An 18798-nucleotide genomic window follows, 5' to 3' on the forward strand; every position below is an offset into this window, starting at 1 on the left:
GCGAGACCACGTAGTGGTCGTGGCAATCCAAAAAAACGATTAAAATGGATTGCTTCGGAGGCTTACGCCTCCTCGCAATGACAGCATGATGGGTGCGGCACTAATTCAGGTGAATTGACTATATATTTACAGATATAACCGAATTGGAGTTAAAGGGGATTAATTTATGTCAGGTAGTTTAGTATCAGATCCGTTATTTGTTGGTTTAACAAGACCTGCAATGATATTTGGCGTGAGTATAAAATTTGCAGCACTTAATATGATCATATCGATGTCATTATTTATTCAAAGTAATAGTATTATGAATTTGCTTGTTGCTTTTGTAATTCATATGATAGGGTATGTAATATGTTTTAAAGAACCAAGATTTATAGAATTGTTCTTAAATAAATCTTCTAAATGTAGCCAGTGTCCTAATAAATCATTCTATGGAGCGAACTCATACGGTATTTAAAAGAACAGTTATAAAATGACAAAATGATAAAATTATCTGTAACAAAAGCAGCAAAAGAATCGAGTTCTAGGAAAGAAAAACCTACTTCTCATTTTATTCCTTATAAGTGCCATTGGGATAGTAATACTATCCTAACCAAAAATAATGAATTATTACAAGTAGTAAAGATAGGGGGATTTTCCTTTGAAACAGCTGATGATGAAGATTTAGATATTAAAAAAAATATCAGGAATTCTTTGCTTAAAAATATGTCATCAGGCAACATTGTGATGTATTTCCACACGATCAGGAGGCGTAGACCAGTGATTTTTGATGGGCTGGAATATACCTCTGATCCTACCATAAAAGTACCTAATGATTTCACAACTTATTTATCAAATGAATGGCGTAAGAAACATGCCGGTTCTAGGTCTTTTTTTAATGAGTTGTATGTTAGTATTCTTTATCGACCAGATAAAGCTGGAGTTGCTGTAATCGAGTACTTTGTTAAGAAGTTGATGCAAAAGTCTAATAAATCGGCTTGGGAAAATGACATGCGAGAGATGCAGGACAGTCTAAGAGAAATGTCCTCAAGAGTAGTTAACACTTTCCATAGTTATGGTGCTACGCTACTTGGCGTCCGCAAATCTAGTAGTGGCTATTGTTGTGATATTATGGAGTTTCTTGGTACTCTGGTAAATTGTGGTTCTTCAATGCAAATGGTTGTTCCCAGAAGTTCAATAGACCAATATCTTCCAACCCATAGATTATTTTTTGGTTCTAGATCCATAGAAGCACGTGGTCCAGCGGGTAGAAGATATGCTGGGATACTAAGTATTTTAGAATATGGACCATCTACATCAGCTGGGATATTTGATGGCTTTTTACAAATGCCTTTTGAATTTGTTATGACTCAGAGTTTTATTTTTGCTAATAGAACGGTGGCAATTAATAAAATGCAACTACAACAAAATAGGATGATTCAATCAGACGATAAGGCTGTATCACAAGTTGCCGAAATCTCTCGAGCACTTGATATGGCTACCAGTGGTGATATTGGTTTTGGAGAACACCATTTTTCACTTCTCTGCTCTGATAGTAATTTAAAATCTCTTGAAGATACTTTATCTATGGCTTCTGTTGAACTCTCTAATTCTGGAATTCAACCTGTTAGAGAAAAAATTAATATGGAACCGAGTTATTGGGGACAGCTTCCTGGGAATATGGATTATATAGTAAGAGGTTCGACTATCAATACTTTAAACATGGCTAGTTTTGCATCTATGCATAATTATCCATTAGGTAAGGTTTTTAATAATCATTGGGGAGAATATGTGACTGTACTCGATACTACTTCGGGTACTCCTTTTTATTTCAGTTTTCATGTTCGGGACGTTGGGCATAGTTTGATTATTGGTCCAACTGGGGCTGGTAAAACAGTATTAATGAATTTTTTATGTGCACAAGCACAAAAATTTAAACCGAGAATGTTCTTTTTTGATAAAGATCACGGTGCAGAAATATTTATTAGATCCCTTAACGGGATTTATACCACCATTGATCCGGGGGGAGAATGTAACTTTAATCCCTTACAACTTGATGATACTGGAGAGAATAGAACATTTATATTAGAGTGGCTTAAAGTATTGGTTACTTCTAATGGAGAGTCGTTATCATCCGAAGACAATAAGACTCTATCACAAGCAGTAAGCGGTAATTTTAAGCTAGAAAAGAAAGATAGAAGGTTAAAAAATGTTGTAGCATTTTTAGGCATTGATGGTCCTAATAGTTTGGCAGGTAGAATTGCTATGTGGGTTGGGAGAGGTTCGCATGCCAGAATATTTGATAATGAGACAGATAATATTGATTTACAGAAAGCTCGAGTATTTGGTTTTGATATGACAGAGTTGTTAAAAGATCCAGTTAGTCTTGCTCCTGTATTATTATACATCTTCCATAGAATTAGTATTTCTTTAGATGGTCAGAGAACTATGATAGTTCTTGATGAGGCATGGGCTTTGATTGATAATCCGGTATTTGCTCCGAAAATTAAGGACTGGCTAAAAGTTTTGCGTAAGTTAAATACTTTTGTAATTTTTGCTACCCAAAGCGTTGAAGATGCAGCTAAAAGCAGAATCAGCGATACTCTGATTCAACAAACTGCAACCCAAATATTTTTACCCAATCTTAAGGCAACTGATATTTATCGTAGTGCCTTTATGCTTAGTCAACGGGAATATATTTTAATAAAAACTACTGATCCAACATCGCGTTATTTTTTAATAAAACAGGGAGTAGATGCGGTTGTTGCTAAAATAAACCTAGATGGTATGAATGATATTATTAATGTTCTTTCTGGTCGGGTTGAAACGGTGTTATTGTTGAATAAGATTAGAGAGCAATATGGTGATGAGCCTGAAAAATGGTTGCCTATATTTTATGAGGAAGTAAAGTCACTTTAGTTAATTTATGCATTACAAACATAGAAAATTATTAACCCTGTTATACTGTAACTTTAGTGTCAGTGGCTTATTGTATAGTGTTAAAGCATTTGGTAGGATACTGATCTTATGTAGTATACTCAATATTACTGCTATCCATAATAGTTATGCAGAAGAAAAAGATGCTTTAGGTACTATAATTGATACTCTTTCAAGTTTGACCTGTGAAACTGGGGGTGTGGGTGACTTATTACGTACAGAATTTTCTCACACTTGTATACCAGGGTCGTTTTTTTCCTTTGCTACTGCGAATATAATCTCGCCAGGGGTTTATGCTAATACGATGCTGCGTCTTAAAATAAATGATCATGAATTATTTGATGGAGATTACCCTGGGGGGCAGTGTGCAAGAAATAATAAAATTGATCCAAACGATCCCAAATTAACCTTTGCATTTTGCAATAATATTAAGCTACAAACTGCTAGGATAAAGGCAATAGGTATTTCTGCCATTGCTATTGCTAAAGCCGTATTAACCGGTTCTGATCCATGGCATGATATTATGGAGGCTTGGAAAGATAATAAGGGCGAATTTCATGTTATTTATAAGGATCAAAAAGATGGTGATACCGGTGTAATGTTAGACGTGCTTTTGCCAGTTGTTTTTAAAGTAGTAAGGCAAAAGGATACTATGTGTGTAGCTGCTCCTACTATATTGGCAGATTGGGTGCCGGTTGGTTGTAAGTATATTAGAGAACCCCACCCTGAATCTATATATGCGTCTTTTATGAATCTTGGTGATAATTCTCAAAATGGTTCTAACAAAACTGCTACTGATCCAATGGCAATAGTTGATTGTGGTTTATCATCCTCTAGTTGTTACCAAAGGGCTTATAATAATTCTAAGACAGCCATAGTTATCTCTGCTCCATTAATCGAATGTATTAAAGAAATGACCGCAAGATTACTGATTAGTAAAGATGTTTGTACATTTGATGATGTTAATAAAGTGTTTAATTCTAGTAAAAGGGAGAGTAGTGTATTATTTCAATTTCAGCGTAATATGCACAGAACTGTCACTGCTTTATTAACTATATATGTAATTTTCTTTGGTTTTAAAATCATACTTTCTAGTGAAATTCCACCTAAAAATGAAATAATTAATTTTGTATTAAAAATGTTATTTGTAACCTATTTCTCTGTAGGTATAAATATTACTCCCAATAGTGGTTCTGACTATAATCGACTAGATGGTATGGTGCAATGGGCTTTTCCTTTGTTATTAGGAGGAATAGATACGCTTGGTGGTTGGGTTATGAATTCTGCCCCATCAGATTTGTGTAAATTTAACCCTGAAGATTATGGTGATAAGAGTCTTTCTTATCTGCCATTATGGGATGCATTAGATTGTCGGGTAAGTCATTATTTGGGATTAGATATACTATCAACGATGATGGTAGAAAATCAATATAGAAATCATGATTTCAAGAGTTTTGACTTTTTTAGTTTTTCAGCTCCACCTTATGTATATTTACTGATTCCTGCTATTATTTCAGGCAACATGACTCTTGTATCTTTAGCACTTTCTTATCCTTTATTAGTGATATCTGTTGGAGCATTTATGGTGAATGCTACAGTGATGTGCATGATATCTATAGTAATATTGGGTGTTTTAGCACCTCTTTTCGTACCAATGTTTTTATTTGAATATACACGAGGTTACTTTGAATCGTGGGTAAAATTGCTAATATCATTTTTGTTACAGCCTATGGTGGTGGTAACCTTTATGATTATGATGTTTTCGGTTTACGATGTTGGTTTTTATGGTCACTGTAAATATACAAGTAAAACCATAAACAATAGTATAGAAAGTGGTGGCGACGGAAAAAGAGCTGTGAAAATATTTTTTGTTAATAATGATTGGAGTAAGTATACTAAAGACGAAGTTAAAAGTTGTAAGAATAGCCTAGGTTATATGCTTAATAATCCACTTGCAACAGTTGTTGATTTTGCTAAAGATAACCTAAATGAGATGCTTAAAGAAAAGCCAGGAAGTGGTAGTACAGATAGTTATTTATCTAAATTTCAGTTTCTGCAGGGTGTTGTTATGGGGTCCGGTATGTTCTTTGTATCACCAAAATTAATTTTTGAAAAAATTAAAGATATTGTGCTAGCGTTAATTACTGCCTGCTTTACTTTGTATTTAATGTATCACCTTAGTGCTCAGTTAGCAGAATTTGCGGCTGATATGACCGAGGGTGTGGCACTTAGTAGTGTTGCCATTCATCCGCAAGCAATATTTAAAGCTGGTATGGCTGCTATTGGAGCAGCTGGAAACATGGCAGGAGATAAAGCAGCCGGAGGAGGGGGAGCTAAGGATTTGGCTGGTGGTGGTAAAGGTGGCGATAAAGGTGAATTAGCTGGAGATAGTAATAGTACTACTGGTGATGAATCAGTAGGAGATAGCGTAAGTACCAGTGGTTCAGCTGGAGCTACTGGCTCAGCAGGAGGTGGAACGAAATCTTTAGGAGGTACTGGAGCTTCTTTGCCAATTCGTCGCATTGCAGAAGCTACTGTAGCTGCTGTCAATGAAGGCGGTTCTTCAAGTGGAGGAGGGGCTTCACAGGAAGCAAGAAGTAATTTAGAGACGAGTGTTGGTGAAAGTCCTGTTTTAGCGGCAACTACTACAATAGCAGCAACAGATAGTCCTATTGATAAATCACCACCGCTAGCTACTAATAAACAGGAATTAGGTAAGCCCTTAGAAAAGGCAACTCCTGCTGCATCAGCATTGGCAAAAGAGCAAAATGCTTCTGGTGCTTCTGGAGTACTTTCTAAAACTTCGAAAGAAATGGAGAATCACACCTTAAAACCTGGAGATACTGGTTACGTTAAACAAGAAATAAGAAATTGTGAAATAAAAGATAGAAATGCTAAATTAGAGGAACAAGCATTTAAAGATTTCAAAGCAAAATCTATTAAAAATAGAGCAGCTAGACAAGTTATAGCTGATAGTGCTAATGTAAAAGTAAAAAAAGATGGCTCTGATGAAAATTCATAAAGCCACTCACCTTACGCATAAACCTAGTAGCAATTTAAAAATTGCAAAAAAGTACAAGACGTCATTGCGAGGAGGTGCGAGCCAAGAAGCAATCCAAAAAGTGATCAAAAATAGATTGCCACGACCACTACGTGGTCTCGCAATGACCAGTACTCTTACCAAGACGTCATTGCGAGGAGGTGTAACCGACGAAGCAATCCATAAAACTAACCAAAAATGGATTGCTTCGTCTTGCGGCTCCCGCATTCCTCGCAATGACGTCAGACTATTTTTCCTATGTCTTTTAAATGCCATGTGTAAAGTGAGTAAAGCCATACAAATTTTTATACAATTTTGCTTAATATTTTTTGCAGTTGAGGTTTTTGCTGGTTATGGAGAGCTGTGTCCATCAGTCTCATTTGGAACCGATGATTATTTAAAGAAAAGTACTGCTTACGGTCATATTATGTATAGTATTGATATGACCAACCCTCTTGCTCCTGATGCTTGCGATCCAAGTGATGCAAGATTTAAATTTTGTCTAAAAAATAAAAAAGGGAGTCCTAAAGAATGTACAGTTATTACTCTTAACTTAAATGACTCTAAGACTCTTGGTGAGTTAAGTGCTGATAATCCTGATTTAGGTGGAAACAGTTTGTTGAAGGATATTATTCTGACAGTAAAAATTGTTGATAGACGCTTATTGTGCCTGGTCATGTCTACTTCAAAAGGACCATTTCCATTGGCTTGTAAGAATACTACCACACCAGCTCCGCCATTGCCGCCAGATGAACAATGTCGGAATATAGGTAAAACTTGTTATATGGGTACTACCAGAAGTCAGTCGTTATTTAATTTTTCTGGGTTAGCTGTAGATTGCATGAAGGAAACTCTGGATAAAGTTTTTTTCCGTTATAGTAACTGTAACCCAAAAAATGATAAAGTTAGTTTGGTTGCCCTTAATCCATTCTCGACCTTTCAAGAATCTTTGAAAGTATCTATTAGGGCAGCGTTAATATTATATATTATGTTTTTTGCTGTTAATATGATTCTAAGCAAGGAATATGGTAATTTAGATAAAATAGCAACTTTTGTTATGAAACTAATAATGGTGACTTATTTTGCTACAGGTATTGGACCAGCTTATTTTAAGGGTGGTAAAGAAACTACTGACAATGGGATGTTGCAGTATGGCTTACCGTTACTTACTGAACTTACTCCACAATTTGCCCAAATAGTTTTTAATTCTGGTGGTTCTAGAGGGTTATGTGAATTTGATGCTAAGAAATATAAAAATGGTTATAGTTTTTATGCCCTTTGGGATGCTGTTGATTGTCGGATAGCTTATTATTTGGGTATGGGGTTAATCTATAATACAGAAGCTATTTTAAATGAAGCTATTTTAAATAAAGTTCTTAATACTGTGTCGGGCGATACTAAAGGTACTGCTTTGAATAAGGAAGATTTTAAAAAACCTGGTAGTGAAGCTCCGGATGATTTGGGTAAGGTAGGGGCATTCAGATTTTTTACTGTATTATTTGGCTTTTTATTAGCTGGTAATATCATAATAGTAGTATCTGGGTTAATATTTTCTGTAATATTTATCTCAATAATTTTATATTTTTTAACCCATTACCTAGTATGTTTAGTTACCATATATGTCATGACCTATATTTCTCCTATATTTATTCCTATGGCTTTATTTACCAGAACCAAAGCATATTTTGACGCATGGCTAAAAATTTGTATATCTTGTGCATTGCAGCCTGCGGTAATAGCTGGTTTTATTGCCTTGCTGCTTACTATGTACGATTCGGCAATATACAAGAATTGTCAGTTTATGAGGCATGACTATGTACATAATGAGGTTCAGTTTAGTACTTTTGAGCTTAGATTGCCAATAGATAAGCCTGAAGATTGTAGAAATAGTGCTGGGTATAAATTATTACAATATTATTCAGGAGTAGGTTGGGAAAAGCATCTTTTAAGTTTTTTCCCAATTAAATCAATTGTTACAGATATCTTCTCATTGATGATAGATTTACTATATGTATTAGTTTTCTCAATTATTTTTTATTATTTCTCAAAATCAATTAGTCAGTTTGCAGCTGAGCTTACTGGTGGTCCGATCATGGATTCTGTAACAGCCAGTCCTACTAAGATAGTTGACATGGTTAAGAAAGGGATAGACTTTATTGCCGATGCTTCAGAAAAATCAAGCGGAAAAGTACCCGAAAAAGATCCCGTAGAAAAACCAAGGAAAGGAGGGGAAGAAGCAAAAGATTCTAGTAGTGGTGGTATGGGGTGGCGGTGGTAGCGATATGGGTGCGTGGTGGCGGTGGTGGTATGAGTCCTGGTGGTGCTGGGTAATGGCTAGAATTAACCATAATAACATTATGATGTCGTCATTGCGAGGAGTACAAAAACCCCTAACGTCACATATGGCATTCAATGAACAATGGATTGCCACGACCACTACGTGGCCTCGCAATGACGGAAACACTTTTACTCCAATGTCATTGCGAGGAGGTCGTAAGACCGATGAAGCAATCCATACAAGCTTCATGGATTGCCACGCTCACATACGCTCGCTCGCAATGACGCCACAAGGTAGATTACTTTGTTTGGACTTCACACCTTCTTGTAATTACGTCAATTTGTTATGGATAAATACTAATGGGGTTAGCTATAACTTGGATATTATCATATGAAAGGAAATTTATCAAAACTTATAATGTTACTAGGTCTAATTGCTTTATTGGTTAGCCTTGTTATGGTAGTGCTTGCGATGATAGGATCAGTAAAAATTACTAATGGTTGTCTTATGAGATATGATGACACACAGGGTGGTAATACCGATTATATTACTAATACGGTAATGCTTAACGCAACAGGAAACTATACTGTTATTACTGAAACAAACCCAGATGGTTCGCTCAATACTAAATATGATCCTAACCATTACGGAGAATGGTTAAATACTAACCTAGCTGTTACAAATGGGCAGGAGATTCAGTTTTCAATAAAAGGCAATATAAGTCTCTGCAGGGCTTATATTCCCCCAAATAATATCCAACAACTTTCAGATTTGGATAGTAATGGTAACAGAATTGCCATTCCTAGGGTTGAAGAAACTAATGTGGAACCGTTATCTTTAATTTTTGATGCTAAAACTGATGAATGGCGAAATATAGCTGAATTATTTGTTAATGATGAGGTTGTAATATCAATTTTGCCGGATCAAAAGAAATTGCCAAATATGGTTAATGTTAGTGTAAAAAATATCTTTAAGTTTGTTAAGCAAGATGGTGAATCTAAAAATTTTATAGAAACAGCAGATTGCTCAGAAGGCAAGAGAAAATACAGTCCATTATGTGGTAGATATTCAATATATTATGGGGAGTATGTTAGTGGTTGTAGATGGGTTGATGGTTTATATAATGGACCCAGTACAAGACACTGTCCTTCCGCTTGTTTTTTTGGTTGTATGGAACTAATTGGTGATTTTTGTACTGTAGCGTTTGATTGTTGTGCAACCTATAGCTGCCCTAAAAACGGGGCTTGGGTTAATGATATGAAGGAAGCACCAGAACCTTATCGAGATGATGATTTTTTTACATCTCCTTGGTCTAATAATGTTGGAAAATTATTTACGGATTTTCATCCGGAATGTTCTCATAATTTAAATATTCCATCTTCTACATGTCCAGATGTTGATCATAGTATTAAAGATAAAGAGTATATAGAAGGAGATTATCAGAAAAAAAGACATTTTTGGTATGCCGCTCCAACAGGTCTACTATACAGGATCGATAATAGTGGGACTCCATCTAAATCTCCAGGAACAGGCTATGCATTTGCTAAAATAAATGATAAAGACAAGGAGAATGATTCAGGAAATGATAGTAAGGTGGTTAATAGTAAATATCAAATTATTTTTAACGATATTATAACCGCTACAGCAAAAAGCTATTTACAATATCGTTTTTGGTCAAAATATTCTGACTATAGCCAAAATACTGGTGGTTATGTGTTAAATATTAAGCAAACTAAATGTCGAAGAAGTAATGGTAATAGTTTTGATGATGTTATAGAGAATCGAGGTAGAGTACAGTATTTAATAATGCCATATGGTGAAAATCCTAATAAAACTAGTACAATTTATAGCACTACTAATATTCAAGTGAAAGATGCCGATGGTAATGCAAAAATTACGGCGAATGATACTGGATATTTATGGATGAGAATTTACAATGCAAAAGAGGATTATAAAGAAAGTTATGGTAGGTACAAAGTAGAATTTCGTACATCACAAAAGGTGGGTAGCTTTACTTTTAATGTTCTAAATCCTTTATTTGAGTTGTTAAAAGGAAAAATCAAGGATGCTGCGGTAACAATTTTTAAGAACATGACTTGCTATGGTGGTGGAACTACTAATTGTAGTAACTTTTTTAACTATATAAAAGCAGTGTTAATTCTTTACGTTATGTTATATGGGGCAATGTTTTTACTAGGTATGGTTAAAATCAATCAACAGGATTTGGTAATTAGGATAGCAAAAATTGCCATAGTTAGTGGATTAATGAATGAGAGTACTTTTAGATTTTTTAATGAATATATATTTGATTTTATCACTAATTTTTCAGATGGGATCATCTCTAATATGAGTGGTTATAGTATGTTTTCATCTACGGATAAGATATCAAATCCTTTTATGTTCTTAGATGCATTAATGAGTAAAATATTATTTAGTAAAACTTTTGCTGGTCAAGTGCTATCTTTATTATCAATGGGCCTTAGTGGACTGATTTATTTTGTTATACTATTTATTAGTGTAATTATAGTAATCATTACCGTTCTTCGGGCGGTAGCAGTTTATATTATGGCATTTATGGCAACAGCTTTATTAATCGGCATAGCTCCACTATTTCTTACATTTATGCTATTTGATTTTACTAGATATTTATTTGATAATTGGGTGCGATTTACTTTTAGATATATGATAGAACCAGTAATCTTAATGGCAGGAATTATTATACTTACTCAGTTGTTTACAATTTACTTGGATTTTACAACTGGTTATAGTGTGTGTTGGAAATGTGCTTTACCAATAAAAATTCCATTCCCTGCCATTCCGGGTCTTCCTGCAATTTTCTCTAATTTAGAGATTTTTTGTATCAATTGGTTTGCACCTTGGGGGATGGATCCTCGTTCTGGGATGATGGGCTTGAATATGCAACATTATATTGCCTTGATTATTATTTCCTATGGAATGTATGGTTATGTTGAATTTTCTGGGCAAATGGTGGCAAAATTGACTAGTACTGCTGGACCTTCTGCTACCTCTATGGGGCAAAATATGTCATCGGCAATGGAGCAAGGAGCTTTGAAAAAAGTTGGTTTAGACAAACAAGGAAGAGACGCAATCAAGCAAGATGCTAGTAAAAGATTAAAAGATAGGAATAAAGCCCTTGATAAGGGTAATAAAGCTAGATCAAAAATTGATACCAAGGATAGTGATGGTAACAATAAGGCTGAAAGTTCAAATAATAGTGAAGGTGGTGGTGAAAGTGCTTCTAATACGAGTCCGAAATAATAATTGAAAATAAGTGAATAGGATGAGAAATTTTAGGTATTTAATTTTGTTGGTAGATTTACTAGACTTCCTGCATAAGTCAAAGATAGTTGAGGGATTTTTAGGAAAAACGAAGCCTGCTACCCTCGCGTACATAGACGATTGTTCGGAGCGGAGGCGAGTTTTGACGACAAAATCACCAACTAGATTGACTTATGCAGGAAGTCTACTATTTAAGGGGCAAATATTTATTGCCTTACTAGTTCTCTTAGCCTTTCATTCTGCCAAAGCCGATGATAGTAAATATGATTGGATGAATGCGACTTTAGGAGGGCTTAGTGCTTTATTTTCATCATGCCTAGAAGTACCAAAATTTAATGGTATGCAAGAAGGCAGAATTTCTTTAGACCTGGCAAAACCCAATACATGGAATTCTACCGGTAACTACGTTAAAAAAGATAGAGCAATTAAGTTTGAATGGAGTACTAGGGGAGCTGTAAGTAATCCAAGAAAATATTTGGTGATTTACCGTATAGATCCAAGGTTTAATAAACCCCAAATATTTATTAAAACTTTTAATTATTTAACTAATAAGTATGAAGCTACTGATTTTCCAGGATTTAAGTCAACTGACCAAACGAAAGATTATGCAACTTTAGCATTTAATAAAATACAAAATTATGTAGACTATTTTAATTTTGCTAAAAACAGACAAAAAATTCATATAGAACAAGGTGATGTAATAAACATAACTCTTGCAGCAGCGGGAGAGTTTTTTAGTGCAGCTACTGACAAAGATATATTAAAAACAGAACTTGAGAGTAATACGCTGGGAATAGCGTCACTTTACACTAATAGTAACCTTGATAATAAAATACTATATTCAACTGCAGAAAGATTGTGTGATTCTATTGATCCCTCAAGAAAGAGCATAGAGTGTAGTGGTACTGGGACAAATACCAAGTATAAGATATTAGATAAGCTAATATTAGTTGGTAAGCCATTAACTCAATCATCTATAGACCGTATGAATAACTTACCTGTTACAAATTGTCCTAATTCTGTTAATGATAATGATCCAGTATGCTTCTATGATCAAGGAAGAGGAATGAAGATATCGCTAGGTGGGAATGTCATAAAGGGAGAAGCAGAAAGTTTTGTATATTCTGAATCTTTAAAAAAGAATTTCTTATATTACAAGTCTAGCGTTGCCGGTAATTTGGATTTTTCAACTAATTGGTCAATTCAAGGTATGTTTACTGCTCTGGATAAGCCTCTAATGAGTGATTGGACTAGCTTTTCTAGTTTTGGTGAGCTTAGTTCTTATATTAATGGTTCTATTGTAGATTTGAGTGCTAAATTCTTACATTTTGGACGCTACATTATGATTGTAGAAGTAGGTAATGGTGATAAGGCTATTAGTAATACTCAACAAAAAAACATAGAAGTTGAATATGCTATAATGGAAGATGGTGGAACGCCAGATGAAAAATCGACCGTTGGAACACAAATTGCCCAAGATTTTTCAATTGATGCTGAAAAAGATGGCTATTTATGGATTAGAGTCAAGAATCCTAATAAAGAGGTGATGGGAGAAATTAGTGTAAATTATGCTAATTACACTGGAAGTACTTGGTTCTCAGATATTGTATATAAAGGAGCCGTTAAACCTATTACTGATAGTTTTCATAATTCTACTTGGCATTTCTATACTAAACTAACTAAAAACGTAACGTTACGACGAATCATCAAATCAGCATTAGTTCTCTATGTAATGATATATGCGTTAACCTTTTTAGCAGGTGCTACCCAGATAACGGCTAAAGATTTATTAACTAGGTTTATAAAAATAGCTTTGGTAGCAGTGCTACTAGGAGAAAATAGTTGGAGCTTTTTTAATGATTATTTATTTAGTGCCTTTATTGAGGGTACTGACTATATAATGAGCAATGTATCAGGACTCACTAGTTCTAAGTCTAATATTTTCGGTTTTATTGATCCAATATTTGACAAATATACCAATGGTAGATTTTGGTTATTATTGTTCATACAGCTATTACAAATCCATAATGGTCTTATTGTTGTTGCTATCATAACTATTTATTCTCTTACACTCTATTTTAGAGCTATTTTGGAAGTTATCATAGGTTACGTTATAGCATATATTGGTTTGTCAGTGATGATATCTTTAGCACCATTTTTTATAATCTTGGTATTATTTGAAAAGACTAAAAGTATATTTGATAACTGGCTATCTACTTTATTTGGTTATATGATGCAACCAAGCATATTATTAATATTCTTTTTATTAATAGATCAAGTTATGTCGGATCAACTTTTAAAAATTGTAGTTAGAGCATGTTGGAATCCAGAATTCTTACCAATAGCTATAGGTTTAGATTTAACACATATAGATATACCAATTAATTTTTCTTTTAGTTTGCCATTTTTACCTGGGATACCTTTTTTTAGTCCATCAGTTGCAGAAATTAATGATTTAAACGATTTATTAAATTCTACAGGTACATTTTTGGTAATATTTACCAGTTGTTTGTTATTCTATGCTTATTGCCTAATGGCTCATGGGCTTGTGGATTATGTTACTATAGTGGTTGCCCAATTGACGAACATAACCCCTGCAAGACAAGAGGGGAATTTCCAAGAGCCTGCTAATCCTACAAAATCTATTATGCAGGATATGGAAACTGTAGCAAAACCTATTAAGGATATAGCTTTTGCCCCAGCGAGAATATTTAAAGATAAAGTAATAGATCAAAATTATAAAGCAAAGAGTAGAGAGGACTCTGAAAATAAAAAAGAATATACAGGCAAAATATTTGCCTCAAGACATGATTCAGATGGTGGTGGAGCAGGTGGCACACCACCTACTAAACAGGAATAATTACTATTTAAGCCTAGGTTTTATAAATGAAGAATATTTGTACTATTTTGTTAATTTCTATATTTTGTCTTTCAGGGTGTACTGGAGATAGGTGTATTGATGCAGATGATTTTGGTTTTATAAAATTTGTAATTTCTTCAAGATACAAAAAAGAACAGTTAAGTGAGCAACAAAAAGATAATCAATCAGCTCCTTGGATCGATACTGGATATAGTGTAAATGGTCAACCACTTACTATATTAGTAAAAACTTGGGATTTTGCTAAAGGAGATAAAAATAGCCCTTCAGAATTATCAGCTTGGTGTGCATGGTATGGTCAGGAAAATAATACCAATACTTTATCTGAATTTTGCAAGAGATTACAAGAATGCCAATTTAGAGATGGTAAGATGTGTACTAATAGTAAAGATGCTAAAGTTAGTAATGCACCATGCTTATTTAAAAATGGAGTGGGGTTATATTTATTGATTGCTGAGCATGGTACAGACCCTAATATTTCATTTCAGAAACAACGTACACCAGATGGTATTACTGCCCATCTTGGTGAGCCTACTGTTAATCTGTATGACCTTACTAAAAGAGGTGAATTAGTAAAAGCTGGAGGGATAAGTTATAAATATGATGAAGATCAAGGTAAAAAAAAGCAATACGATAAATCTCCATTATATTTTAAGATTTTAGATAAGTTTTACGACGATAATAATGGTCAGTATCGTGTAGTTATTAAATCTGGGGTTAATGATACTAGACCAGATCCTATTGACTTTTTAGTAAATTTAATAAAAGTTGAGTTATTTGGTAAAGGAGAGGAACATGGGTTAGTTAGGAAAATTTACGAGAATATTATTAAAAAACCAGGATATCGTTTATCTGTTTCGGCTTTGTTGACTTTGTATGTTATATTTACAGGCTTTTCTTTTCTAATTGGCAATGTTAATCTCACCCATACTGAGCTAATAATTAGAATAGTAAAAATTAGTATAGTATCTACTTTACTTAGTTCTACTATTAGTTGGCAATTTTTCCATGATTATTTGTTTGTGTTTTTTGTAGAAGGGGTAGAACAAATATTACAAATAATTAAACAAACTGCTGCGACCGGACCAGGTTCTTGGAGTATAATAGGCTTGATGATTGCTCCACAAACTATGGCAAAATTATTTTCATTACTGTTCGTTGATCCATTAGGGTTTATATATATAATTCTATTCCTGATAGCTCTTTATTATATCTTCATGATGGTATTTAAGGCTACTGTTATATATCTTACGGCATTGATAATTATTGGGATGATTATCATAATGGCACCAATATTCATCTGCTTTATGTTATTTGGTATTACCCGTTCATTGTTTGAGAACTGGTTAAGGCAGCTAATATCATATGCTATACAACCGATTATATTATTTACTGGTTTAGCATTTATTTCAATGATTATCAGAACAGAAATATATTCTTCACTTGGTTTTGGTGTATGTAAGTATGACTTCCCAAATTTAGGTCCGATAAATGAACTATTTGGTAGTATTAATGAAGACCTAGATACTAGTCTTGGAGACTCGATATTTTATTGGTGGTTTCCATCTCCAATGAAAGGTAACCAATTTAGTAAAGCAAGAGCTGATATATTAGTACCTGTTGATCATCGTGTAAGGGATAATTCACCAGAAGGTCGTTCGCCGGAGGGTAGACTATGTTCAGCTTATGAATGTCAGGAGAATAGATATATTGAGTTACCATTTTTAGATACAGTCAAAGATTTAGCAAGAATTAACAACTTTTTTAATGGTAAATTTGTTCAGCTGGATGGATTATTGTTAATTTTTGTATGTGTTTATTTACTAAGTAAATTTAATGATATAGCTGTTTCAAGTGCTAAATTCTTATCTAGCACATCGGGTAATCTAACAAATTTACAAGCGGTTGGACAAGCTGCTTTTGCCCCTATTCAGCAACAAAAAGAGAGACCTGCAAATTATGCTTTTGGGGCTGTCAAGAAAAGGGCGGATCAAGGAGTGGAAATGATAACAATGCCTGTTGCTATATGGTATGAGAAAAAAATGATGAAGGGTGTAGCACGAGAGGCACTTGACCCCAAATCAGTAAATTCGAGTGTTTTAAGTGAAGTAAAAAGAAATTACGGTATAGATTATAAAGACGTTAATGTTAAAGCTGAAAGTGATTATCACAGAGCTATTAACGAGGTTATGAAAACCATTAAACCTGATGAACCAGTTAAAGAATTTACTGGCAATAGTTATTCAGCACTTCGAGATCATTTAGCAGCTCTTAAATTTGGTGAAGGTAAAAAATATGATTCTCTTAATGAAGATCAAAAGAAACAACTTAATGAGTCAATGAAAACTAAAGATGGTAAGAGTTTACGAGAATTAGCCAGTGATGCAAAGTTTACCAAAGATTTCCAGCAAGCTTATATGAATTCGCATCAAGAAATGTCAAAAAGAGGAGTAGGATTATTTGGTAAAAATATAGCTCCTCTCAGAAGTTGGCAAGATATGAACAAGCGTGTTGAGGAAAAGAGAGCGTTACGGGATAGAAAACGTAGGAATATAGGGGAGAAAATATATGCTGGTTATGAAGGGTTAAAGCGGGAAGCTCTGACGGCTGTTGTTGGTAAGGATTTACGTGATGCTTTTGAGGGTAACTTGACTGGGGCTGAGTGGGAAGATTTTAACTATAATGATCCAAGACTTAGAACCCATAATGAATCACTTAAGGATGATCAACGAGCTTTGGAACATCAAAAACTTAAGACAAAAATCAATAAAGAAACTATAGCTGTTCAGGAAGATATCGCATCTCCTGAATATTTAGCTAAACTTGAATTACAGGGTAGAACAACAGATATTGATTATTATGAACAATTAACCAACAAAGATCTTTCCTTTCAGGTATATAATGCTCTTGCTCAAGGTGAAAATGATGGAGAAAGTCCAGTATTAATGGGGGAAAGATTTATGCGAGAAAAAGCAACAGATACTCAAACTCGTGAAATGATTGACAATGCCCATAAGATTGAGCAAAGAATGATTGATGAGGATAGATATATACGTAGACAAGAACATTATGATATTATGCGTGAGAAAGCCGAAAGTAATGGTGATAGTCAATCTTTAGAATATAGTAAAGCAGTACTGAAGAAAATAGAAGAAAGAAAAGAGCTTATTAAAAGTGAAGTGAAATCGCATGTTGATGGGATCAATCAATATCGTTTAGCTGCTAAAATGTCTAAATATGAAAATGATTATAGCTAATCCAGCTGTTCATCCTTTATGACATCTAACTTTTTTGTCATTTCTGTGAAAGTCTTGTGTCATTCTTAGCAACGGTGGGAATCTGAGCATAGCACCCTACAATTTTTTATTTATTTCCTTATGATGAGTAAGAAAGCTGACTGCTAAGCGTCATTGCGAGGAGCCGCTAAAAGCGGTGACGCAGCAATCCATTGTTGTGTCACCCCTGCGTAAGCAGGGGTCTAGATTCCCGCCTACGCGGGAATGACAGGGTAAAAACGTCATTGCGAGGAGCTACTTTAGTAGCGACGAAGCAATCCATGAGAATTAGTATAGATACATCAAGACTATATGGATTGCTTCGTAGGCTCACGCCTTCTCGCAATGACGTTTTTATGCTGTTTAATACTTATACTCTCATTCCGCTGCAAAACATAAATTTATTATTAATTATTAGCTAAATTTAACTTTTAAACTATCCGTGGTAGTATGCTATTAATTTAGCAGCTTAATTTTTATCTTTTTGCTATATTTCCAAATTTTGGACGTAACTATACCCAAACTGGATATTATGCTACTTCATAAATTGTCATCGCCTCCACACCAAAATATCTTATTATTTTCTTGGATGTTTCGCATAAATTCGATACTACAATTTTAGTATTTCCTTCTATGCTATAAATTACAACGCTTATCTTGTCTATTAATCTAAAAATCCAGCGCAAAGTTGGTTTGTCAGTAGGTTTTTTGACTTGATTTGGTATAGTATCTTTATTTGCTTCTAACGCCTTTTGAATCTTATATTATAATGGTCTCCATATTTTGGACACAAAAATAGAAGAAATGAGATAGAATTCTTTAGCAAAAAAGGAGAGCTAGAGATGAAAAAACAAGTAAGGCAATATAGTGCTGAGGAGAAATCAAAAATTGTCATAGAGACAATCAAGGGCGAGCTAACAATAGCCCAAATAACTAGTAAGTATGGTGTTCATGCAACGCAGATAAGTAATTGGAAAAAACAGGGGCTTGAATTATTAGTACAAGGCTTTAAGAGTAAAACACAGAGTGCTGATCCAAATCAGCAGGAGTTAATCAAGAATCTATATGAACAAATTGGACAGTTAAGTGTAGAGCGTGACTGGCTCAAAAAAAA

Annotated in this window: 7 protein-coding genes and 1 pseudogene; all 8 read left to right on the plus strand. The window is 34.3% G+C overall.

Annotation, left to right across the window (positions count from 1 at the left end; all coding sequences use genetic code 11):
- Nucleotides 1-166 precede the first annotated feature (166 nt).
- Nucleotides 167-454 carry a VirB3 family type IV secretion system protein gene (locus RiCNE_RS00065; protein WP_094648608.1) on the plus strand — a complete coding sequence of 96 codons (288 nt, stop codon included), beginning with the start codon at nucleotides 167-169 and terminating at the stop codon, nucleotides 452-454.
- Between the two features lie 26 nt (nucleotides 455-480).
- Nucleotides 481-2895 (plus strand): VirB4 family type IV secretion/conjugal transfer ATPase, encoded by a 2415-nt coding sequence (locus RiCNE_RS00070; protein WP_094648641.1) that lies wholly within the window; start codon nucleotides 481-483, stop codon nucleotides 2893-2895.
- Nucleotides 2896-2902: 7 nt separating this feature from the next.
- Nucleotides 2903-5935 carry a TrbL/VirB6 family protein gene (locus RiCNE_RS00075; RefSeq protein ID WP_094648609.1) on the plus strand — a complete coding sequence of 1011 codons (3033 nt, stop codon included), beginning with the start codon at nucleotides 2903-2905 and terminating at the stop codon, nucleotides 5933-5935.
- A gap of 292 nt (nucleotides 5936-6227) precedes the next feature.
- Nucleotides 6228-8231 carry a TrbL/VirB6 family protein gene (locus tag RiCNE_RS00080; RefSeq protein ID WP_094648642.1) on the plus strand — a complete coding sequence of 668 codons (2004 nt, stop codon included), beginning with the start codon at nucleotides 6228-6230 and terminating at the stop codon, nucleotides 8229-8231.
- 390 nt (nucleotides 8232-8621) lie between these two features.
- A complete protein-coding gene (locus RiCNE_RS00090) occupies nucleotides 8622-11510 on the plus strand; it encodes a TrbL/VirB6 family protein (protein ID WP_094648611.1) in 2889 nt (962 codons plus the stop codon).
- A 223-nt stretch (nucleotides 11511-11733) separates the two neighbouring features.
- Entirely contained in the window at nucleotides 11734-14391 is a 2658-nt protein-coding gene (locus RiCNE_RS00095; RefSeq protein ID WP_410525735.1) for a TrbL/VirB6 family protein, read from the plus strand.
- 26 nt (nucleotides 14392-14417) lie between these two features.
- Nucleotides 14418-17648 (plus strand): annotated as a pseudogene (locus tag RiCNE_RS00100) (TrbL/VirB6 family protein); the annotation flags it as partial.
- An 878-nt stretch (nucleotides 17649-18526) separates the two neighbouring features.
- On the plus strand, nucleotides 18527-18798 hold a 272-nt coding region (locus RiCNE_RS00105), incomplete at its 3' end, for a transposase (RefSeq protein WP_157905638.1).

The organism is Rickettsia endosymbiont of Culicoides newsteadi, from assembly GCF_002259525.1.
Taxonomy (GTDB): Bacteria; Pseudomonadota; Alphaproteobacteria; order Rickettsiales; family Rickettsiaceae; genus Tisiphia.